We start from the raw sequence: 18,168 nt of genomic DNA, 5'->3' as shown, positions 1-18,168 counted from the left end.
TGCCGCCCGCCGCGCTCCGCGTCACCCGGTGCGGCGGCGTGCCGCGAGGAACCGGGTCAGCACGGCCGCGGCGAGCAGTCCGGTGATCGTTTGCCCAGCGTAGGTCAGGACCATCGCGGTGGTGACCTCGTTCGCCGTGACGACGGGGCCCGTCAGGGAGATCAGCAGCCACAGGCCCCAACTCGCCGCGGCCGCAGCCCCGGTCCATCCGAGGGCCAGCGCCCACCGGGCCGGCCGGGCCCCGCCCCGGGCCAGGTTCACGGCGCCCGCCCCCGCGACCAGCGTGCATATCGCGTAGGTGGCGAACACCACGCCCCGCTCCGGGCTGAACTGCGCGATCTGCGAAGCGCTGAGCCCGGCCGTGCCCCCGAAGGCCCAGCTGAGCTCCACCGCCGCCACGGCCGCGGCCAGTACCGCCGCGGCTCCCGCCACCACCCCCGTGGGTGACGGGAGCCGCTCCCCCTGGACGCCCTGCCACAGTCCGCCCCAGCGCTCCCGCGCATAGGGGACGAACAGCGCGGCCAGGGCCAGGGCCTGGAGGATGAACCCGCCGTAGACGACGTTGAACACCCACGGGTCGAGGAAGGGCTCCTTCGCCGCCTGCGCGGCCTCGTCCGGCCCCAGCCCCACGGCCCTCACGAGGAGTTGGCCGGGGAAGGCCACGACGATCGGGACGAGCAGCCCGGTGGCGACGAACACCGGAAGGGTCAGGAGCAGGGACGGCACCCGTCTGCCCCAGGGCCGGGTGAACGCCAGCACGAGGACGATGACGGCCGCGTCCATGACCATCGTGGCGGCGTTCGCCACTTTGAAGAACAGCCCGGGCCCCAACAGCACGCTGCCGTCCGGTATCCCGATGCGGCTCCCCGCCACCCAGGCACCCTTGAGGCACAGGTACGGCACGGTGGCGGCCAGGGCCACCGCCCCCGAGGCCCTGCGACGGACCCGGGCACGGGCCCCGGACCGGACCCGCGCCCCGCCCACCGTCCCCGCCGTCCCGGCCGTCCCCGCCGTCCCGACCGTCGTCTCGTTCGCGTTCACCGCTCGTGTGGTCATGACTCAACGGTCGCGTCCGCGCCGCCCCGCCACCTCCCCCACGAAGGTGAACCGTCTCCCCCGCGCGGGGGAGGACCCTCCCCCTCCACCGCATCACATACGGCGGGTCGCCACCGACAGCCGGTCCCGCGCCTCGAACAGCGCCGCCTTGATCCGCTGCTCGTGCCCCGCCGTCAGCCGGGCCACCGGCACCGAGCAGCTCACCGCGTCCCGGGCGGGCGTCCGGTACGGCACCGCCACCCCGAAGCAGCGCAGCCCGAGCGTGTTCTCCTCCCGGTCCACCGCGTAACCCTGCTCCCGCACCAGCGCCAGCTCGTCCACGAGCCGCTCCCGGTCGGTGATCGTGTGCTCGGTGACCGCCTCCAACCGCCGCGGCAGGAGCGCCCGTACCTCCTCGTCGGAGTGGGTCGCCAGCAGCGCCTTCCCCAGCGCGGTCGAGTGCACGGGCAGCCGCCGCCCGACGCGCGTGAACGGCCGCAGGTAGTGCTGCGACTGGCGCGTGGCGAGGTAGACCACGCTCGTGCCGTCCATCCGGGCCAGGTGGATGGTCTCCGTGGTGTCGTCGGAGAGCCGGTCCAGGGTGGGCCGGGCCGCGGCGACGACCTCGTCCCCGTCGATGTACGAGCTGCCGACGAGCAGGGCCCGTACGCCGATCCCGTACCGCGTGCCCGTCGCGTCCGTCTCCACCCAGCCCAGGTTCACCAGCGTGCGCAGCAGCATGTAGAGGCTGGACTTGGGCAGCGACAGGTCGTGCTGGATGTCGGCCAGGCTGTGCAGTCCGGGGCGCGCCGCGAAGTGCTCCAGCAACAGCACCGTGCGGACGGCCGACTTGACGGCCGTCGGCGCTCCCGGGCCCCCGCCCGCCCCGCCGGCCACGCCCGCCACACTCTCCGCGACCTCCGGGCTCTGCGGGCTCACCGGCTCGGCTGTGGTCATTCGCCTTTTGCCCCTCTTGTCTCTTGTCAATGCGGAAGACCCGGAAATAGAGTCCGGAACGGATGTGATCATTCATCCATCGGAACGGCGTTCAGAATACTGAACGCCACCGTGCGGGTCAGGGCAGATCCAGGAGGCAGTGCGCCATGGCAGCAACACCAGTCTGGAGTGTGGACCCCCGCACCGGGAAGCAGCGCGAACAGGTTGCGGTGGAAGCCACACCGGCCGAGGTGGACGAGGCCGTGCGCGCCGCCCACGCGGCCCGCGGCGCACTCGCCGACCGCACCGCCCGCGCGGCCTTCCTGCGCGCGGCCGCCGAACTGCTCGACGAGGCCGCGGCCCACGTGATCGAGGCCGCCGACGCCGAGACCGCCCTCGGGCCGGGCCGGCTCACCGGCGAACTCGCCCGCACCACCGGCCAGCTGCGGGCCTTCGCGGACGCCGTGGACGAGGGCTCGTACCTCGACATCCGCATCGACCACCCCGTTCCCGGTGCCGTCCCGCCGCGCCCCGGACTGCGCCGCTACAAGGTGCCGCTGGGCGTGGTCGCCGTCTACGCCGCCTCGAACTTCCCGCTCGCCTTCTCCGTCCCCGGCGGGGACACCGCGAGCGCGCTCGCCGCCGGCTGCCCGGTGGTCGTCAAGGCGCACCCCGACCACCCGGCCACCTCCGAGCTGTGCGCCTCACTGCTGCGCCGCGCCGCCGTGGCGGCCGGGCTGCCGGCCGAAGTGGTGGCCGTCGTCCACGGGTTCGACGCGGGGCTGGAGCTGATCCGCCACCCGCTCGTCCGCGCCGCCGGGTTCACCGGTTCCATCCGGGGCGGGCGGGCGCTGTTCGACGCGGCCGCCGCCCGGCCCGTGCCCATCCCGTTCCACGGCGAGCTCGGCTCCCTCAACCCCGTCGTGGTCACGCCCGCGGCCGCCGCCGAGCGCGCCGAGGAGATCGCCGCCGGGCTCGCGGGCTCGGTCACCCTCGGGGTCGGCCAGTTCTGCGTCAAGCCGGGCCTGGTCCTCGTACCCGAGGGCGCGGACGGCGACCGGCTCACCGAGGAGCTGACGAAGGCGCTCGGCGAGACCGAGCCGGGCGTCCTGCTCGACCACCGGATGCGTGACAACTTCGTCTCCGGCGTGGGCGAGCGGGCCGCGCTGCCCGGCGTGACCGCGCCCGTCACCCCGGGCTCCGGCGGCGACCACACCGTCGGCGCGGGCTACCTGAGCGTCCCGGCCCGGCTGCTCCTGGAGGGGGGCTCGTACGAGGTGCTGCTGGAGGAGTGCTTCGGCCCGGTGACCGTGGTCGTCCGCTACGCGGACCAGCACGAGGCGGAGTCGGTGCTCGGCCTGCTCCCCGGGAACCTGAGCGCCACGCTCCAGTTGTCCGCGGCCGAGGCCGACGGCGGTCCGGGCCCGGCGGCGGAACTGATCGCGCAGGTCACGGCGCTGGCCGGGCGGATCGTGGTCAACGGCTGGCCGACCGGTGTCGCGGTGGCGCCGGCCCAGCACCACGGCGGCCCGTACCCGGCGGCGACCTCGCACTCCACCTCGGTCGGCGGGACCGCCGTCGAGCGCTGGCTGCGGCCGGTGGTCTACCAGTCGGTGCCGGACCCCCTGCTCCCGGCGGAGCTGCGCGAGGCGAACCCGCTGGGGCTGCCGCGCCGCGTCACCGGCGGCTGAGGCCCCTCGCACCCGCGCCGGGGCCCGCGCCGGGGCCGGGGCCGGACCGGAGCGTTCCACACCCGAACCCCCGCGCCCCGGAACCGCGCGCCGGACCCCACGCCCCCCGCCCCGCGCGCTCGCCCGGTAAATCCGTTGCCCGCACGGCCCCCGCCGGGCAGGCTGCCGGCCATGCCGAGACCTCACGGATTCACGTACGAACAGCGCGGCGACCAGAGCGTGGTCATCACCCACCAGGGCCGGACCGCCAGCACCCTGCGCGGCGGCCGGGCCGAGAAGTTCCTCGCCGAGGTGGAATCCGGCGACGCACAGCTGGTGATGGCCCGCTGGACCGGCGCGTACAAGTTCGGCAACGAGCGGACGGCGAAGAACCACCCCCGCAACCGGCGCTGAAATATCCCGCGAGGGTAAGGGAACGGCAAAGCGCCTCCGGTCGTTCTCCGGGCATGACCGCTATGACCCCTGGTTCCAACCTGCCGCTCGACACCGTCCGTGTGACGGTGGACGTGGCTGCCCCGGTGCGGCTCGACGTATCGGGACTCCTCCTCGCCTCGGACGGCAAGGTGCGTTCCGACGCCGACTTCATCTTCTACAACCAGCCGTCCGGGCCCGGTGTCAGCTACCGGTCGGGCGGCGGGGCGGCGCCGGACTCGATCACCGTGGACACGGGGGCGCTGCCGCCCGGCATCGAGCGGATCGTGGTCACGGCCAGTCCCGACGCCGCCGGTCAGACGTTCCAGGGCATCGAGCCCACCGCCACCGTGCGTCATGCGGAGAGCGGTGCGGTGATCGCCACCTTCACCCCGCCGCAGCTGGGCACCGAGACCGCCCTCGTCGTCGTCGAGGTCTACCGGCGCGGCGGCGTGTGGAAGGTCCGCGCGGTCGGCCAGGGGTACGCGAACGGCCTCGCCGGGATCGCGACCGACTTCGGGGTCTCCGTGGACGAGGAGCCCACTCCCCCGCCCGCGGCCGCCCCGCAGGCCGCCGCCCCGCCGTCCGCCCCCTCCGCCTCCTCCTGGCCGAGCGCCCCGACGGCTCAGGCCGGCCCCGCCCCGGCGTTCCCCGTGACGCCGTCGGCACCCCGGCCGCCCGCGGCCCCGCCCGTCGCGGCCCCGGCGGCAGCCGTCGGCACCGGGAAGATCAACCTCGACAAGGGCCGCGTCAGCCTCCAGAAGAACCAGACGGTGTCCCTCGTCAAGAACGGCAGCCCGCTGCTCTCACAGGTGAAGATGGGCCTGGGCTGGGAGCCCTCGTTCCGCGGCCGGGACATCGACCTCGACGCCTCGGTGATCGCGTACGGGCCGGACCGCAACCACATCGACAGCTGCTACTTCGGCAAGCTGTCCATCCTGGGCGGCGCCATCAAGCACTCGGGCGACAACCTCACCGGGGAGGGCGCCGGGGACGACGAGGTGATCGTCGTGGACCTCGGGCGGCTGCCCGCCGAAGCCACCGGTCTGGTCTTCACGGTGAACTCGTTCTCCGGCCAGAAGTTCACGGAGGTGGCCAAGGCCTACTGCCGCCTGATCGACGCGGCGAGCGGGGAGGAGCTGGTGCGCTTCGACCTGACCGGCGCCGAACCTCAGACCGGGGTCATGATGGCCAAGCTGATTCGCCAGTTCTCGGGCGAATGGGAGATGACGGCCATCGGGGAGTTTGTGAAGTCCCGCACAGTGCGCGGGATGGTCAAGCCCGGCTCCCAGACACTCTGAGTCTCCGCAGGTCAACCGGGGTCACTGGGAATCGGCAGGGTCGTAGCTGGCGCATGAGCGTGCCGGCGGGGCGGCTGAGAGGGTGCCGGGCCGCCCATCACCACTTCAGCCGACACTAGAGATAACTAGAGCTGACTAGAGCGTAATCGAGTCTGCTCCCCCGCTTGATTTCCCAGACGCTTCCCACTGGGGAGCGGGCAGACCGAAGCCGGGCGGATACCTGGAGGGGTATTGAGCCGCCCGGCTTCGGCATCTTCGGCCAACGAGTACCTCGCGCAGCGATACCGCCATGCTGTTCACTCGTCGGAGTGGATGCCCGCCGCTCCTTGACGGGCATCCATCGGGCCACTCGGCGGTCGGGGTGCTGGGTGCAGCGACTGCGGGTGGCCCACGGCGCGACCGGGATTGGGACCTGGTCGCGCCGAGCCTTGTTGCCTCTCGGTCGCGAACCGAGAGAACATGATCACAAAAAGCGGAATACATTCCGCAGACAAAACGATCTTGATGTTCAAGTGTTCAGTGGGTGCAACCTGCAACACCGCCGTGGATCCAGCAGGCCCGGTTCGAGCTGGGCAACCGGATCCGTGACGCTCGGCTCCAAGCCGACCTCACCCAGGAAAAACTCGCCGAGCTGGCCGGCGTGGACCGGACCACCGTCCAGAACGCCGAGTCCGGCAAAGTCGACCCTAAGTTCAGCCTGATCTTGCGCCTTGCTCGTGCCCTTCACCTCCCGGTGAGGGATCTCATGCCGTAGTCACCGGATGCCCACTTTCGGCCATGCGGAACTCGCTTCATCCTGCCTGGCATATGCCGCTGCGGGAAGGGTGCGTAGCGCATATATCTATACGTTGCGTTCGCACCCCGTGTGGATGCGTCACATTTGCCAGCCCTGTCCCGCTCGTCACCCCTGTCACGGGTCGAACCTACGATCGAGTTGAACCGGAGTCAACCATTCAGTAGCTCGCGCTCTGGCTGGTTCCCGCTCCCCCCGACCGCCGCCGCAACCGAGGGGAGCGGGGGTCTAGGTAGCGCCGTCCCGAGGGCAGGCCCGCGGGAACCAGCGGACGGCGACGCCGGCACGGCTGGCAGGCTGCTCGCCCAGGTCGATCGCGGTCCCGTTGTCCAGCAGGATCCCGCAGTAGACACAGGCCGCCCCGCGGACCTGCTGCTCAGACAGGTCACCGATCGGCGGGAGAGGTAGAGGGGTGCTGCTCATGCCCGTACTCTGCCCGGCCGTTTGGGACGTTTCTACCGTCCCTCGCGGGACACCTGGGACACATCGGCGATAGCGTCCACGGCACACCCGAATGTCCCAGGGGGGATCGTGAATCAGGCGCTTAGAGAGGCGTTGGCGGAGGCCGGCATGACCGCCGGCACGCTGGCCCGTAGAGTCGATGTGGCCGCGAAAACGGTCGACCGGTGGCTGGCCGATACGGGCCGGGTGCCGCATCTGGAGACTCGGGTGAGGGTGGCTGAGGTGCTGGGCGTGAGCGCGGATTCGCTGTGGCCGCAGGCGGTCAGGTCGACGCTGAAGCTGGGCGCCGACAGAGAGATCGTGGCCACCTACCCGTTCCGAAGCCTGTGCCCGACGTCAGTATGGGCGGGGCTGCTGGATGGCGCCCGCCGGCGCATCGTCATGGCCGGGTACACCAGCTACTTCCTGTGGCAGGACCATCCGCGGATCGCCGACCGGCTCAAGGCGAAGGCCGCGGCCGGCTGCGAGATCCGCTTCCTCCTCGGGGATCCGGACGCCGAGATGACCCGGCAGAGGGAGCAGCTGGAGGGTGTCCCGCTGACGGTGTCGACGCGGATCCGGATCACGCTGGACCAGCTGACGAAGATGGGGCCGACGCCGGGCGTGGAGGCCCGGTTCAGCGACTCGCCCGCACACCTGTCCCAGAGTGTCTTCATCTTCGACGATCAGCTGCTGTACACGCCTCACATCGGTGACGGCCTCGGGCACGAGTCGCCGCTGTTCCATCTGCGCCGGCTGGAGGACGACGGCCTGTATGACCGGTTCGCCCAGCATGTCGACGTCCTGTGGGGCCGCGGGCGAGAGGTGCCGCAGGCCTGACCCTGTCGGTCCTGGTCGCTATCCTGTGCGACATGATCCCGAACCCTGAGGCTGCCGAGCTGAACGAGCGGATCCGTGCGCTCGTGCTCGCTGGCCGGGCTGACTCGGAGGAGTATCAGGAGCTGCTGGCCGAGTGGCTGCGGGCGACTGTCGTACCCGCCGCCTAGGATCCGGCCCGTGGCAATCGAACTGAACGACGACCTGATCGGCCTGCAGCAGGCTGCGGATGATGCGCACGCCGAGGTGATCCGGCTGCAGGAAGAGTGCGGGCGGCCGACCCGGGAGGGCGGCTGGACCGACGAGCAGCACGCGGCATGGAACGCGGCGGCGGCCGTCTGGCGGGAGAAGGCCGGCGAGGCCCAGCAGGCGGTCACCGAGCACGCGAAGGCGACCGGGCAGGACCGGGGGAAGCTCGAAGCGGCGGTGAAGACGGCGGTCCGGCACCCGGGGCAGACCGGCGCCTGACGTGGGGGCGCCCGTCGGTCGCTGTCCCCCGAGGGGGCCGACGGGCGGTGGTGCACATCTGCCCAGCCGCATCCCCGCGTGCTAGGTGCCGATGTTGTTCTGTCCATGCTAGGTGCGGTCACTGACAATCACATGCGCCGATCAGCGTAGACTCGAACACGTGTCCGACCTGCCACCCGACCTGCCCCGCCTCCGCACCCTCGAGACGTGGCTCGGCATGACCCTCGAGCGGGTCCGGCAGCAGATCGCGGCAGCCGAGCAGCAGGAAGCAGCCGCAGCCCGCCGAGAACTGCCCCCGCCGCCGGACTGGCTGATCGAGCACGGCATCGGTGTCGGCGCCCACCCCGTCCGCGTCCACGCCGGGCACTGCTGGGACACCCGCTCCCGCTGCCACCCCGCCAGCCGAGACCTTGCCCGCCGGGCGCTCGCCGACGGGGTTGAGGCGTGCACGCACTGCCGGCCCGACACGGCGCTCGGGGTGCTGGACTGATCTAGCGGTTCAGGAACTCGTCGATGTCCGCGCGATCCCACAGCGGGGTGCGCTCAACATGCCGCGCCGGCTTCGGGGCCTGTCCGCGGGCCACGTAGGCGGACCATGTAGATACGGCGATCGGGCGGCCGTGCTCGCGCAGGTAGCGCAGGACCATGTCTCGGGTCATGCCTTGGTCGGCGACACCTGCTTCCAGGGACGGGACCGGGGTGTCCGGAACGTGACCGAGGACGTGCCAGTCCGGTGGGATCTTCCGCGCCTCACGTTCCAGGTACTCCGCCGGATCTTTCGTGGAGTCCCATGGGTACAGGGCCCAGCCGCGCCAGGGGCGGCGCTCCGGCAGGCTGGCCTGCTCCTCGGTGAACCAGAGCCGCCAGTTCGGGTCGGTGTCACGGAGCGGCTTCTCGTGTTCCATCCAGATGTCGGCGGCGGTCTGGAGAGGTGCGGCGGCTACGGCTTCGGCGAGAGTACGGGCGCGCGGCGACAGGGCGTCGAGGTCGACGTCGTCGTAGGGGGCTTCGTGGTCGTCGCTGTCCCAGCGGAGCTTGATGCGAACGGTGGTCATCAGTACTCCCCGGTTCCGCAGGAGGGGCAGTCGCCGTTCTTCGGCAGCTTCAGCCCGCAGTAGTGGCAGTGGGTCTTGGCGGCTTCGCTGATTTCGGTGGAGATGGCGCGCATCTCGGCGACGACGGCCTTGGCCTGGTCGGGCGTCAGGTCGGCGATGGTCGACAGGTGTTCGCCGCGGAGGAGGGGGAGGCGGAGGTCGTTGGCGGCGTCCTTGGTGGTGATGCCGGCGCGGGTGAGGGCCTCGGCGACATGCTCGGGGCTGAGGCGGGTCTGGCGGGCGATGTTGGTGGGCCAGGCGGCGACGTAGTCGCGGCCGCGGGCGGCCATGGTGTGCGGGGCGGGCTCGGTCATTCGGTTCCTCCGGGTGCCGATGGCGATGCGGCGGGCGAGGGAGGCGGCGTCGATGATCCAGCGGCCCGCGGTCTTGACGGCGGCGATGACGTTGCGGCGGGCCCAGGTGCGGATGGTGGCGACGGTGACGCCGGCCTGCGCGGCCGCTTTGGTGGTGGTGAGGGTGGTCATCGGGGTCTCCCTTGCTCGATACCACGAAGTTACAGCCTCACGCTGTACAGCGTCAAGCTGTATGGCGGGGAAGGTCCCGACATGCTTGGCCAACCGCGACCCCGCACCCTGGATCCATGGAGCATGCGCCGATCCTCGTGCACCGGATCTCCCCGTCGGGTGGCCGGCGGGTCGTGATCCGGATCGCTGGCGTCGACACCGTCCTTGGGACGGCCTACAGCGATCGGGACCTGATCGAGTTCCTGCGGCGGATCGAAGTCCCGGATCCGGAGGAGCTGGTTTTCGGGGACTCCGAGGTCATCGCGTGGCAGGGCGGCCAGCCGCATGTGTACGAGGACAGCGAAGAGCCCCCACCGTAAGGGTGGGGGCTCTTCGAAGATGGTGGCGGGCCGGGACTTCACGCCCCTCCCCGGCGCAGGCTTGCGTTACATGGCTTCGCGTTCCTCGCGGATGTCGCTGACGCTGGCGAGAAGGGTGCCTTCCGACTGTTCGTAGTGAGACAGGGCCAAACCGAGCCCGAAGAAGGTGGGGGCCCATTCGCCGACGAAGATTCCCCACCGGTCGGCGCGGGCGAGATCGGCCCCCGGTTCGGCCTTGAGGGACGTCATCCATGTGGCGATGGAAAGGCCGATCGAGGCGAACGCTGCCATGTACGCGTGCTCGCTTCGCAAGCCCATCTCGTGCAGCTTCTTGATCATGGCTATCCCTTGCATGTGAGGGGTCGGGATCTCCTTCAGGTTCACCCGGCTGGCGCGTGCGCGCATCCCGGCGGCGTGACGGCCGGGCGACGGGGAGGCGTGACCTGGGCGGGAAGGGCTTCGGCCGGGCCGGATACGGAGAAGCCCGCCCCCGCTGGGGGCGGAGGCGGGTGTCAAGTCGGTCAGGCCCCGAATGCGGCCTCGAGGGTGCGGGCCATCGCGGTGTCATAGCCATCCGGCAGGCTAGTCAGCGCCTTCGGGTCCACCGCCTTGTTGATGCCGAAGTACGCCTCAATGTGGCTGGCAGGCGCCCCGTCCTCCCAGGCAGCCGCAATGGCCGCCCGCCGCAGTGAGTGGGCGCCCGCGTCGACACCCGCATGCACGCAGGCGCGCCGGACCAGGTCGTGCACCGTATTTACCCGCTGCAGCCCAAGGAGCAGCGGCTCTTCCGGGTCTGCGTCCTGTGTAGCCAGGTACTCGTCGAGGGCGCGGGCCGCCGCAGGCGCGACGCAGACCTGGCGTTGGGTTACCCAGCGCTGTCCGAGCCAGATGCGGGGCTCCGTACCGGGTTCATAGTCGGCAATCGTCGCCTCGGCGGCCTCCTGAGGACGGGCGCCAGCTAGCAGCATCAGCGACGCGGCCGCATGCAGCAGCGGATCCTGACGAGTCTCCGCCAACAGCATGCGAGCCTCATCGACAGACAGGGCGGGGCGGTCGAGCAGCGGCACAGTTCCTCCTCCAGCGGCGGAGCACCAGTGTGGCAGGGCGGTCAGGCGGCGGCTGGCTTCCATTCGGTCATCTGGAAGTGTGCGTACTGGTCGGGCTGCTCTGGGGTGTATCGCTCGTAGGTGAACTCCATGGCGGTCCCGACCTGCTGGTCCAGCTTGACCACCCTAGGGATCGGCACCGTCATATCTATCGCTTGCCCGTCGAGCGGGCCGCCATGGAAGATCACGGTCACGGTTCTGCTCATCTTCCCTCCATCTACGCTCCCAGGCAGGTGTTCATGCGCTCGAACAGAGGGGCGCCGTCCAGGATGACCTTCCCTTCCGCGTCGGTCACGCACTTCTCCGACAGCTGCCCCGCTTCCCAGCCCAGCGCCAGGAAGGCCACGGCCTCGTCGATCGTGTCGGTCTCCTCGGCCACCAGCTCGCCGTATCGGAAGTAGTGGGCCACATAGGTCACGGGTCCTCCTCTCGGGAACGCATAACGTTCCCTTAAGTCCTGGTCAGAGCCCGATGTCGTCGGACGCGGCGTCGACCCAGCGGTCGGCTTCCTGGATGTACCCCCAGAACACGGGGCTGTTGGCGGCGTGGCCGGACTGCGCGCGGATCTTCTCCTCGCGCTTTCCGGCCTTGCGGGAGGTGGTGATGAACCCGGCCCGCATCGAGTGGCCGGTGAGCCGGACGGCGACTCCGGCGCGTTCGGCGCTGCGGGAGATGATCTCTTGGCAGCCGGATGGGGTGAGTCCGTCGGTGCCGAGGTGTCCGTGGACGCTGACGGGCCGGAAGGCGGGGCCGCTGGTGAGTCCGGCGGCGGTCTTCCAGGTGAGCCAGGCGCGGACGGGGCAGGTGTCGGGGTTCTTGCCGTAGGCGACTACGACGTCGCGGGGCGGTCGGCCTTTGACGGAGGGGACGTGGACGTCGAGGCCTTCGCTGACGTGCTTGATGCCGTCGGCGCGGAGGGCGGAGACTTCGGCGGAGCGGCCGGCGATCCCGAACGCCATGAGCCAGAGCGCGCGGTCGCGGAGTCCGGCGAGTCCTGCGGGCGCGGCAGCGTACATCTGGCGGAGCTGTTCGGGTGTGGCGGCGGGCGCCTTGCCGCGCCCCCTGGCGATGCGGTCGGGGTCAAGCTTGAGGGGCTTCAATGCCTTCCGCGCTGCGACCGTCGCCTCCTTGGGCACTTCGACTCCCAGCCCCCGCGCGGTGACAGTGACGCCGGTGATGCGCCGGTCGATGCTGGCCGGGGCTGCGAGCTTGATGGTGTCGAGCCAGACGACGAACCCGACGAGCATGCCCTTGGTGACGTGCGTGGAGGCGACGCGGTGGCCGGTGCGTTCACCGAGCCAGTCCTGGAACTCCTCCCAGAGGTTCCAGTCGTTCTCGTAGCCGCGTTTGGTGTTGTGGGGACGGATCCGGTCGAGGTGTTCCTCGGCGGCTTGTTCCATGGCGGCGAGGACGGCGAGCGTCGCTGGATCGTAGGCGGCCGGGGTGGCGTCACCCTGACGCGGAACGAGAGAGGTCATAGTCCGTCTTCCTTCGTCGCTGGGCCGGGTAGCCAGTCGTCGCCTTCGGTGAACTCGGGACGGCGCTCGGCCCAGTAGGCGATCGCCTTCTCCAGGTCGGGGCGGAGGTACTCGCTCCAGCCAGGCTGCTTGGCCTGGTTGCGCCAGGACTGGCGTACCCGTTCGTAGGACTCCCGGCTCAGGCTGTATCCGCTGGCGGGGTCAATGTCGTCGAGTGCGTTCCCCTGGGCCACGCAGAGGGCTATTCGAGCGTCCGCCAATGAGGTCCTGCGGTCAACGATCTGCTCTGGCGTCAACCTCGCTTGCTCTTCTCGATGGACTGCGGCCCTCTTGAGCCTGGCCGCAGCAGTCCTGCGTAGCGGTCGTTCGCTTGGAGGCGACGCCAAGCGGGGCGTCCCTCCGTCCCGCGTATCGGCCTGGGGGCGGACGGGCGCAGCGGGTCGGGGGGCGCCGTAGTCGGACAGGTCGCGGATGACATCAACTGACCGGCTGGACGGGGCAACAGGGACAGGCAGTTCAAGCTGAACGGACATGCGGCACTCCCGGCATATTGATCCCAATGCCGCCTTCTGAGGCATGCTCAATTATACCAAAAATGGGCGCCGATATGGCATCTTATCTGGGCTCGACCTCCCCAACGGGGCACCGGTACGTGGGGGTTATCGCGACTGCGCGGCCCCGGGCACAGCAAAGCGCCCCCGCCCAGACGGGCGGGGGCGTCTCAGACTCCAGTTCGGTTGTACTCGGTGATTCGGTCCGGTGGTGCTGGAGGCTCGATGCCGGCCTGCCGCATCTCCGCAGTCAGGTCGCCCACGTAGTGGACGAAGGCCCGTACCAGCGACCGGAGCGACCGAACCTCCTCGCGAGTCTCCGCCAAGTCCTGGCTCTGCTTTTCGCGGATCTCCCGGAACGCCTGTAGGTCTGCGGTCCGCTGGGCCGGCTCGGCCTGCACTACGGCCGCCACCTCTGTGGCCCGCGCCGACGCCGCTGCTGCCGCCCGCGATGACCGGGCCGTGAACAGGACACCAAGGAGTGTCAGCACCGCACCGCTGACTGTCGCTACCGCCGACCACACGTCGCTCATCCGCCCTCAGCTCTCCGGCCGCGCGGAGGCTTGGGCACGGAGTGCTCGGGCACCGTCGCGGCCCACAGGATCACCCCCACGTGGGAGGTCAGATACCAGACCGCGACCCAGACGCCGCGGGGGTAGACGCCGCTTAAGGCAGCGACGAGATACGCGATGGCCCACACGGCCGGCGGAACCAGTGCGGCACCAAATCCGAAACGATCACGCCCTACCTGGAGGAACGCGCTGACGAAGGTGACCAGCCCTGCGGCAATCCAGATCCACGCCCAGTGGCACAGGCCAGGGATGGGATGGAGGGGCGGAGGGGTCACGTAGAAGGAAATCCCCCAGCAGGTTTTGCCAATGCCGAGGATAGCCAGGAACCTGCCGCGGCGGCCCAGCTGTCGGCTCAGCCGACGGGCCGCACGGCACTTCACTTACACGCTCCGAGGTGAGCCGGCTGTGACCAGGCTGTCCTGCGCCTTGCCGGAGACGCCGGCCGGCTTCCACAGGCCGAAGTGGGCGAGCACGCCGGTCCCGAAGGCCACGAGCGACAGAATCGTGGCGGTGCCGAGGTCGAAGCCGGGGCCCGGGTTGGCGACCTCGACGAGGAGTCCGTTCAGCGTGGACAGAGCAAGCAGAAGCACGGCCTTGGTGCCGGCGGAGGTGACCCGGGTGGTGACCAGGCCGACGAGGACCGGCAGGACCACGGAGACGAGGAGGCCGAGCCAGTAGGCCTTGTCGAGATTCACGTTCATGGTCAGCCCTTCGGGGTGGTGGTCTTGTCGTGGACGGTGACGTCGACATCGACGGTGGAGGCGGCGAGGGCTTCGGTAACGCCCTGCTTGACGGCGGCTCGGACGGTGGCCTCGTCGAGGTTGTTGTCGGCGGCGGCTACCAGCTTGGTCAGGGCCGCGACCGTGCCGGTCAGCGCGGCAAGGTCGTTCTTGTTGCCCCAGGCCATCGCGTTGAGCGCGCCGAACCAGCGCTCGAGGTAGTTCCTGTCGTCGGGGGTCATGAATTGCTCCTCAGTGGTTCCAGCCGCGAGCAGCGCGGTGGTGTCGATGGCGCCCGGGTCCCAGTGGTCGTTGCCGGGGATGTTGCTGTGCCCGTAGTGGCCGCCGCGGGTCTGCCAGATCGTCAGCGGGCGCGGGGAGTCGTCGCTGTACGACTGGGCCAGCCGGCCGGCTGGCCACTCATCCGGGACGCCCCACGAGCGGATCGCCCGCAGCAGGGCGGCGAAGTTGGGGCCGGGCTTCCAGTAGCCGGTGAACGGGGCGCCGGCCTTGGCCATGACCTCGATCTGTATGCACACTCGTCCGGTCCTGTTCGTCCGGACGGCGCCCGCGTTGACCAGGGCCTTCGCGGACTGGTTGAGCGGCCCGAACTGGCCGAGCTGGTCCGTGATCGGGTCGTACAGAATGTGCGGTTCGTAGTTCTCTTCCATGAGGTAGTCGGCGGTGCCGTGGAATGCGGCGCTGCTGCCGGCGCTGCCCTCGGTGGTGTGCCAGACGACGCGGGGCGGGGCGTTGGGGGTGTCCATCGCTCCGGCGCCCGCGATGACGCCGTCGCCTAGGCGTTCGGCCTCGGGAATCCATATCTCGCCCATGCGGGGGCCTTTCATGAGGGAGCCCCCGGCGGGTGGGCTCGGGGGCTGGGGTCAGGTGGCGATGGTGGCGCCGCCGCCGGGGTCCGGATCCGGGCCCGGGTCTGGGATGGGCGGCAGGTCGGGCGGGCTCTGTTCGCTGATGGGCAGCGGGAGCTCGTCGACGACGACGTTGCGGGCGCCGGGCGGCATGTCGGGCGGTGTGCCCACGGCGGTCTCCTAGGCCTGGATCTGGGAGGCGGTGATGATCTCGCAACGCACGTTGCCGGTGCCGGATGCCATGCGACCCTGGACGCGGAGGTCGACCGCGGCGAGCTGGGCGCCGGGGAGGGCGAACGGGCCGATGGTTGTGGTGGTCACCGAGAACGACGTGCTGGTGGTCGAGCCGCTGATGACGCTGCCGTTGGCGGTGATCCGCACCTGCCCGGTGGCCGCCGCGACGTCATTGGTGTGGGCGAGGATGACGTAGCACATGGCCTGCTGCTTCTTGATCGTCGTCTGGTAGATGTCAACGAACGAGCCGCTGTTCGTGCCAGCCCAGTCGTTGTACCAGGACCGGGCAAAATGCACCGGAATGTACGGCCGGGCCAGGCCGCCCGCAGCTACCGGGTCGTCGGCGACGATTGCGACGCCCTGCCGGTCGTACAGCGTCCACGCCTGCCGGTCCGTACCCGTCACCGACGGCTGCGCGGCAACCGACGCGACCAGGGAGCCATCCTCCCGGTAGATACGAATGCCCTCCTGCGCGGAGCCGTCCACATGCGTGTCCGGCAAGACGCCCGTCTCCAGGACCAGGACACCGGCCGAGGTATACACGCGCAGGTTACCGGTCCGCTCGGAGCGCCGGGCCGCCGCCAACTCCCGCAGGTCGCGCCGCAGGTCGAGGATCGCCCGCCACAGGTCCGAGGGTTTCGGCGGGAGCAGATCCGACGGGTTCGGCATCAGTCCTCCAGCAGGATCGGGGTGACCTGGTCGCTGCCGACATCAAGCTCCCAGCCGTAGGCGCGGCCTGTCGTGGTGATGCCGAGCGGGTGACGGAGGCTGCTGCCGGGGCTGACCTCGACACCGAGGAGGTCGCCGAGTACCCAGTCGGTGCCCAGTCGTGGTGCCGCCGACGCTGCCGCTTTCACCGTCCACGCCCGGGCCCCGGCCCGCAGGAGCGACAGGGTGCGGGAGGCGTGGGCGTTCAATTGGTCGACGTCGGTGACGTCGTTGCCGGGGCTGTAGCGGTAGGTCCAGCGGGGCCACCCGGCCGCGATGAGATCCGTGGCGGTCTGCACGTCGGACTGCAGGCGGACGTCACCCTCGCCGGCCCCGGACGCCTGCACGACCGTGGCGCCCTTGCCGGACTCGAAGGACTCGATGAGCTGATAGTCGGAGATGCAGCCCGGCATGTCGAAGATCGCCTGAGGGCTGGTGGTCGTGCCGACCTGCGGGCGGATCCGCATGATCAGCCCGAACGCCGTGTGCGCAGCGTCAGCCCACACGACGTCGACTGTCCATTCCGGCGCACCTTCCATCGCAGTGATCGTCTGGATCGACGACAGGATGGTTTTGTCGTCGGTGTCGACGGACACGTAGTCGATGGTCAGACCGCTCGCCGTCGTGTCGAACGTCAGCGGGAGCCCGTCGGTGATGAGCGGGGCGGCCAGATCCGCGATCACAGTCGAGGCGTCAGCGGTGTTGGAGTAGGCGCCCGGGTAGCGGCGGTCCAGGTAGCCCTCGGGGCTGCCGGCCCCCAGCTGGACGTTCGTCGCTGAGCCGCCGGACCGGGTCAGGGTGATGCCCGCCCACAGGGGTGTACCGGTGCGGATGTCCACGGCGACGAGCAGGGTCCGGCCCGGGTCGGTGGCCGCCTCCCAGTCCCTCGGGGCTCCAGGCAGCGACAGGTCCAGGCTGGCACTGCTCGCCGCACCCAGCCGGCGCGACAGGGTCTGCGCCGTGGCGGCAGCCAGCTCTTCCGAGATCCGGCCCGTGTGCAGGTCGCAGCCGTACCAGGCCAGTTCCAGCGCGGGCACTAGGCCGCCTCGTAAGAGACTTGGAGCGTCATCAGGGCTCCAGATCCCCAGGCGTAGCCGAGACTGCCGGGCGACTGGTATCCGATGTCGGACTGGCGGAGGGCGTACAGCGTCACGGTCGTTCCCGCGGAACTGATCACCGGATTGAGTGGGTGAAAGGGGTTGGCTCCGTCAAAGTAGTAACCCACGCCCTGCCAGACGATGTCCGCGGCGGTGGCCGCGGTGGTTGGCAGGCTGACCGTGATATTGGACGAATTGATCGTGGAACCGCTGCCCCATTTCAGCGTCGCCACGATCTCGACCCGGTTGCCTATGCGAGTCCAGCGCCCCTTCGAGACTGCGGAGCCCATCGTTGCCAGGCCGCCGGCCCACGTCGGGGTGTACGCAGCCCAGTCCCCCTGGGCGGCCCACGCCGAGCCGGTCCAAAATTCGAGGACGCTCCGAACCGTGTTGTAGCGGGCCTGGCCTGCGTACAGGCCCGCGAGGGCGATGTCCGTGCTGGACGTCACCGGCAGGATCCCACCCGGGGCGACCGTCACCTGTCGCGCCGTCGTCGACACCGTCGCTGCGCCCGTACCGCCGCCCGCCACCGAAGGCACCGTGATCGTCGCCAGGACGGTGTAGATCTCCGTCGCGCCCGGCGTCGGAGCGACCGGCGAACCCGACGGGGTGCCGGTAAGCAGCACGGTGTCGGCCTTGTTCAGGCCGCTGCTGTCGACCGCGTTATCCCAGACGCGGACGTACACGAGGTCGATCCGGGTCAGGGTGGCATGGGCCGCAGACAGCGTGCCCGGGGATGTCGCGCCCAGCTGAAACCGGTATGTGCCCTGACCGGACCTGGTGGCAATGCCGGGGCCGCCGCTCACATTCACGGTCGTACCAGCCAGGGAAACAGCCAATCCGGCCTCGCCAGGGCGTACTCCTCCTCGCCCCATTCCAGCCGTGGAGGTTGCCATTGTCAGCGGCGAGTCCATCCTTCGGAGTTCGCCCTCGTCATAGGACAGGCCAGGCAGCCACAAGGGGTCGGTAGCGACCATTGGTCT

The 18,168-nt window shown here is 70.3% G+C and carries 27 protein-coding genes; 9 read left to right on the top strand and 18 right to left on the bottom strand.

Translation table 11 applies throughout. The features are described 5' to 3' along the window. Window positions 1-21: 21 nt before the first annotated feature. Both ACIPK4_RS12435 and ACIPK4_RS12430 read right to left on the bottom strand, forming a co-directional pair. Window positions 22-1,056, bottom strand: coding sequence for a hypothetical protein (locus ACIPK4_RS12435; RefSeq protein WP_402311631.1), 1,035 nt, complete (start codon window positions 1,054-1,056; stop codon window positions 22-24). Between the two features lie 93 nt (window positions 1,057-1,149). Continuing rightward, the gene (locus ACIPK4_RS12430) at window positions 1,150-1,992 is read right to left on the bottom strand and encodes an IclR family transcriptional regulator (protein WP_402311628.1); all 843 of its coding nucleotides are present in this window, start codon (window positions 1,990-1,992) and stop codon (window positions 1,150-1,152) included. Window positions 1,993-2,138: 146 nt separating this feature from the next. On the opposite strand from ACIPK4_RS12430, the gene ACIPK4_RS12425 reads away from it, so the two are divergent. The 4 genes from ACIPK4_RS12425 (at window position 2,139) to ACIPK4_RS12410 (ending at window position 6,128) form a co-directional block, all read left to right on the top strand. Next, on the top strand, window positions 2,139-3,662 hold the full coding sequence (locus ACIPK4_RS12425) for an aldehyde dehydrogenase (NADP(+)) (protein ID WP_376192060.1): 1,524 nt from the start codon (window positions 2,139-2,141) through the stop codon (window positions 3,660-3,662). A gap of 171 nt (window positions 3,663-3,833) precedes the next feature. Next, window positions 3,834-4,055 carry a hypothetical protein gene (locus ACIPK4_RS12420; protein WP_376192058.1) on the top strand — a complete coding sequence of 74 codons (222 nt, stop codon included), beginning with the start codon at window positions 3,834-3,836 and terminating at the stop codon, window positions 4,053-4,055. 62 nt (window positions 4,056-4,117) lie between these two features. Further along, entirely contained in the window at window positions 4,118-5,374 is a 1,257-nt protein-coding gene (locus ACIPK4_RS12415) for a TerD family protein (RefSeq protein ID WP_402311815.1), read from the top strand. A 523-nt stretch (window positions 5,375-5,897) separates the two neighbouring features. Further along, entirely contained in the window at window positions 5,898-6,128 is a 231-nt protein-coding gene (locus ACIPK4_RS12410; protein WP_402311625.1) for a helix-turn-helix transcriptional regulator, read from the top strand. Window positions 6,129-6,395: 267 nt separating this feature from the next. Here ACIPK4_RS12410 and ACIPK4_RS12405 read toward each other — a convergent pair whose 3' ends face one another. Further along, window positions 6,396-6,590 carry a hypothetical protein gene (locus tag ACIPK4_RS12405; RefSeq protein WP_402311622.1) on the bottom strand — a complete coding sequence of 65 codons (195 nt, stop codon included), beginning with the start codon at window positions 6,588-6,590 and terminating at the stop codon, window positions 6,396-6,398. Between the two features lie 108 nt (window positions 6,591-6,698). On the opposite strand from ACIPK4_RS12405, the gene ACIPK4_RS12400 reads away from it, so the two are divergent. From ACIPK4_RS12400 to ACIPK4_RS12385, 4 genes are all read left to right on the top strand, one after another. Continuing rightward, complete coding sequence (locus tag ACIPK4_RS12400) at window positions 6,699-7,448, top strand: helix-turn-helix domain-containing protein (protein WP_402311812.1); 750 nt, start codon at window positions 6,699-6,701, stop codon at window positions 7,446-7,448. Between the two features lie 32 nt (window positions 7,449-7,480). Beyond that, window positions 7,481-7,615, top strand: a complete 135-nt coding sequence (locus tag ACIPK4_RS12395) for a hypothetical protein (protein ID WP_402311620.1) — start codon at window positions 7,481-7,483, stop codon at window positions 7,613-7,615. Between the two features lie 10 nt (window positions 7,616-7,625). Continuing rightward, on the top strand, window positions 7,626-7,913 hold the full coding sequence (locus ACIPK4_RS12390) for a hypothetical protein (RefSeq protein ID WP_402311618.1): 288 nt from the start codon (window positions 7,626-7,628) through the stop codon (window positions 7,911-7,913). Window positions 7,914-8,073: 160 nt separating this feature from the next. Continuing rightward, window positions 8,074-8,403, top strand: a complete 330-nt coding sequence (locus ACIPK4_RS12385) for a DUF6233 domain-containing protein (RefSeq protein WP_402311615.1) — start codon at window positions 8,074-8,076, stop codon at window positions 8,401-8,403. A 1-nt stretch (window position 8,404) separates the two neighbouring features. Here the strand turns inward: ACIPK4_RS12385 and ACIPK4_RS12380 are convergent, their stop codons facing one another. Both ACIPK4_RS12380 and ACIPK4_RS12375 read right to left on the bottom strand, forming a co-directional pair. Continuing rightward, on the bottom strand, window positions 8,405-8,968 hold the full coding sequence (locus ACIPK4_RS12380) for a helix-turn-helix transcriptional regulator (RefSeq protein WP_402311613.1): 564 nt from the start codon (window positions 8,966-8,968) through the stop codon (window positions 8,405-8,407). Further along, window positions 8,968-9,492 (bottom strand): hypothetical protein, encoded by a 525-nt coding sequence (locus tag ACIPK4_RS12375; protein WP_402311610.1) that lies wholly within the window; start codon window positions 9,490-9,492, stop codon window positions 8,968-8,970. Before ACIPK4_RS12375 ends, ACIPK4_RS12380 begins: the two co-directional genes overlap by 1 nt. A gap of 116 nt (window positions 9,493-9,608) precedes the next feature. Here ACIPK4_RS12375 and ACIPK4_RS12370 point away from each other — a divergent pair, with 116 nt between their 5' ends. After that, complete coding sequence (locus ACIPK4_RS12370) at window positions 9,609-9,851, top strand: hypothetical protein (protein WP_402311607.1); 243 nt, start codon at window positions 9,609-9,611, stop codon at window positions 9,849-9,851. Window positions 9,852-9,917: 66 nt separating this feature from the next. Here ACIPK4_RS12370 and ACIPK4_RS12365 read toward each other — a convergent pair whose 3' ends face one another. From ACIPK4_RS12365 to ACIPK4_RS12305, 13 genes are all read right to left on the bottom strand, one after another. Then, complete coding sequence (locus tag ACIPK4_RS12365) at window positions 9,918-10,190, bottom strand: hypothetical protein (RefSeq protein ID WP_402311604.1); 273 nt, start codon at window positions 10,188-10,190, stop codon at window positions 9,918-9,920. A gap of 182 nt (window positions 10,191-10,372) precedes the next feature. After that, window positions 10,373-10,918, bottom strand: coding sequence for a hypothetical protein (locus tag ACIPK4_RS12360; RefSeq protein WP_402311601.1), 546 nt, complete (start codon window positions 10,916-10,918; stop codon window positions 10,373-10,375). A gap of 41 nt (window positions 10,919-10,959) precedes the next feature. Beyond that, a complete protein-coding gene (locus tag ACIPK4_RS12355) occupies window positions 10,960-11,163 on the bottom strand; it encodes a hypothetical protein (protein WP_402311599.1) in 204 nt (67 codons plus the stop codon). 11 nt (window positions 11,164-11,174) lie between these two features. Further along, a complete protein-coding gene (locus ACIPK4_RS12350; protein ID WP_402311596.1) occupies window positions 11,175-11,375 on the bottom strand; it encodes a hypothetical protein in 201 nt (66 codons plus the stop codon). A gap of 43 nt (window positions 11,376-11,418) precedes the next feature. Next, window positions 11,419-12,435 carry a hypothetical protein gene (locus ACIPK4_RS12345; RefSeq protein ID WP_402311594.1) on the bottom strand — a complete coding sequence of 339 codons (1,017 nt, stop codon included), beginning with the start codon at window positions 12,433-12,435 and terminating at the stop codon, window positions 11,419-11,421. After that, window positions 12,432-12,695 carry a hypothetical protein gene (locus ACIPK4_RS12340; RefSeq protein WP_402311592.1) on the bottom strand — a complete coding sequence of 88 codons (264 nt, stop codon included), beginning with the start codon at window positions 12,693-12,695 and terminating at the stop codon, window positions 12,432-12,434. Before ACIPK4_RS12340 ends, ACIPK4_RS12345 begins: the two co-directional genes overlap by 4 nt. A gap of 461 nt (window positions 12,696-13,156) precedes the next feature. Continuing rightward, a complete protein-coding gene (locus ACIPK4_RS12335) occupies window positions 13,157-13,519 on the bottom strand; it encodes a hypothetical protein (RefSeq protein WP_402311591.1) in 363 nt (120 codons plus the stop codon). Between the two features lie 419 nt (window positions 13,520-13,938). Continuing rightward, a complete protein-coding gene (locus ACIPK4_RS12330) occupies window positions 13,939-14,259 on the bottom strand; it encodes a hypothetical protein (protein ID WP_402311589.1) in 321 nt (106 codons plus the stop codon). A gap of 2 nt (window positions 14,260-14,261) precedes the next feature. Continuing rightward, window positions 14,262-15,110 (bottom strand): peptidoglycan-binding protein LysM, encoded by an 849-nt coding sequence (locus tag ACIPK4_RS12325; RefSeq protein ID WP_402311587.1) that lies wholly within the window; start codon window positions 15,108-15,110, stop codon window positions 14,262-14,264. A 51-nt stretch (window positions 15,111-15,161) separates the two neighbouring features. Then, window positions 15,162-15,317, bottom strand: coding sequence for a hypothetical protein (locus ACIPK4_RS12320; RefSeq protein WP_402311585.1), 156 nt, complete (start codon window positions 15,315-15,317; stop codon window positions 15,162-15,164). Window positions 15,318-15,326: 9 nt separating this feature from the next. Then, complete coding sequence (locus ACIPK4_RS12315; RefSeq protein WP_402311582.1) at window positions 15,327-16,049, bottom strand: hypothetical protein; 723 nt, start codon at window positions 16,047-16,049, stop codon at window positions 15,327-15,329. Then, window positions 16,049-17,125, bottom strand: coding sequence for a hypothetical protein (locus tag ACIPK4_RS12310; RefSeq protein ID WP_402311581.1), 1,077 nt, complete (start codon window positions 17,123-17,125; stop codon window positions 16,049-16,051). The genes ACIPK4_RS12315 and ACIPK4_RS12310 overlap by 1 nt, the downstream gene beginning before the upstream one ends. Continuing rightward, on the bottom strand, window positions 17,125-18,162 hold the full coding sequence (locus tag ACIPK4_RS12305; protein ID WP_402311578.1) for a hypothetical protein: 1,038 nt from the start codon (window positions 18,160-18,162) through the stop codon (window positions 17,125-17,127). Before ACIPK4_RS12305 ends, ACIPK4_RS12310 begins: the two co-directional genes overlap by 1 nt. Window positions 18,163-18,168: the final 6 nt, after the last annotated feature.

Origin of the sequence: Streptomyces sp. NPDC086989, from assembly GCF_044745505.1 — a bacterium.
GTDB lineage: Bacteria > Actinomycetota > Actinomycetes > Streptomycetales > Streptomycetaceae > Streptomyces.
The sequence above is the reverse complement of the archived record's forward strand: the minus strand, read 5'-3'. Positions and strand labels throughout refer to the sequence as shown.

Bases quoted from the DNA above. Each gene is read 5' to 3' on its own strand.
- ACIPK4_RS12435 (WP_402311631.1), bottom strand. From the start codon at position 1,056: ATGACCACACGAGCGGTGAACGCGAACGAGACGACGGTCGGGACGGCG.
- ACIPK4_RS12430 (WP_402311628.1), bottom strand. From the start codon at position 1,992: ATGACCACAGCCGAGCCGGTGAGCCCGCAGAGCCCGGAGGTCGCGGAG.
- ACIPK4_RS12425 (WP_376192060.1), top strand. From the start codon at position 2,139: ATGGCAGCAACACCAGTCTGGAGTGTGGACCCCCGCACCGGGAAGCAG.
- ACIPK4_RS12420 (WP_376192058.1), top strand. From the start codon at position 3,834: ATGCCGAGACCTCACGGATTCACGTACGAACAGCGCGGCGACCAGAGC.
- ACIPK4_RS12415 (WP_402311815.1), top strand. From the start codon at position 4,118: ATGACCCCTGGTTCCAACCTGCCGCTCGACACCGTCCGTGTGACGGTG.
- ACIPK4_RS12405 (WP_402311622.1), bottom strand. From the start codon at position 6,590: ATGAGCAGCACCCCTCTACCTCTCCCGCCGATCGGTGACCTGTCTGAG.
- ACIPK4_RS12395 (WP_402311620.1), top strand. From the start codon at position 7,481: ATGATCCCGAACCCTGAGGCTGCCGAGCTGAACGAGCGGATCCGTGCG.
- ACIPK4_RS12380 (WP_402311613.1), bottom strand. From the start codon at position 8,968: ATGACCACCGTTCGCATCAAGCTCCGCTGGGACAGCGACGACCACGAA.
- ACIPK4_RS12375 (WP_402311610.1), bottom strand. From the start codon at position 9,492: ATGACCACCCTCACCACCACCAAAGCGGCCGCGCAGGCCGGCGTCACC.
- ACIPK4_RS12370 (WP_402311607.1), top strand. From the start codon at position 9,609: ATGGAGCATGCGCCGATCCTCGTGCACCGGATCTCCCCGTCGGGTGGC.
- ACIPK4_RS12365 (WP_402311604.1), bottom strand. From the start codon at position 10,190: ATGATCAAGAAGCTGCACGAGATGGGCTTGCGAAGCGAGCACGCGTAC.
- ACIPK4_RS12355 (WP_402311599.1), bottom strand. From the start codon at position 11,163: ATGAGCAGAACCGTGACCGTGATCTTCCATGGCGGCCCGCTCGACGGG.
- ACIPK4_RS12345 (WP_402311594.1), bottom strand. From the start codon at position 12,435: ATGACCTCTCTCGTTCCGCGTCAGGGTGACGCCACCCCGGCCGCCTAC.
- ACIPK4_RS12335 (WP_402311591.1), bottom strand. From the start codon at position 13,519: ATGAGCGACGTGTGGTCGGCGGTAGCGACAGTCAGCGGTGCGGTGCTG.
- ACIPK4_RS12330 (WP_402311589.1), bottom strand. From the start codon at position 14,259: ATGAACGTGAATCTCGACAAGGCCTACTGGCTCGGCCTCCTCGTCTCC.
- ACIPK4_RS12325 (WP_402311587.1), bottom strand. From the start codon at position 15,110: ATGGGCGAGATATGGATTCCCGAGGCCGAACGCCTAGGCGACGGCGTC.
- ACIPK4_RS12315 (WP_402311582.1), bottom strand. From the start codon at position 16,049: ATGCCGAACCCGTCGGATCTGCTCCCGCCGAAACCCTCGGACCTGTGG.
- ACIPK4_RS12305 (WP_402311578.1), bottom strand. From the start codon at position 18,162: ATGGTCGCTACCGACCCCTTGTGGCTGCCTGGCCTGTCCTATGACGAG.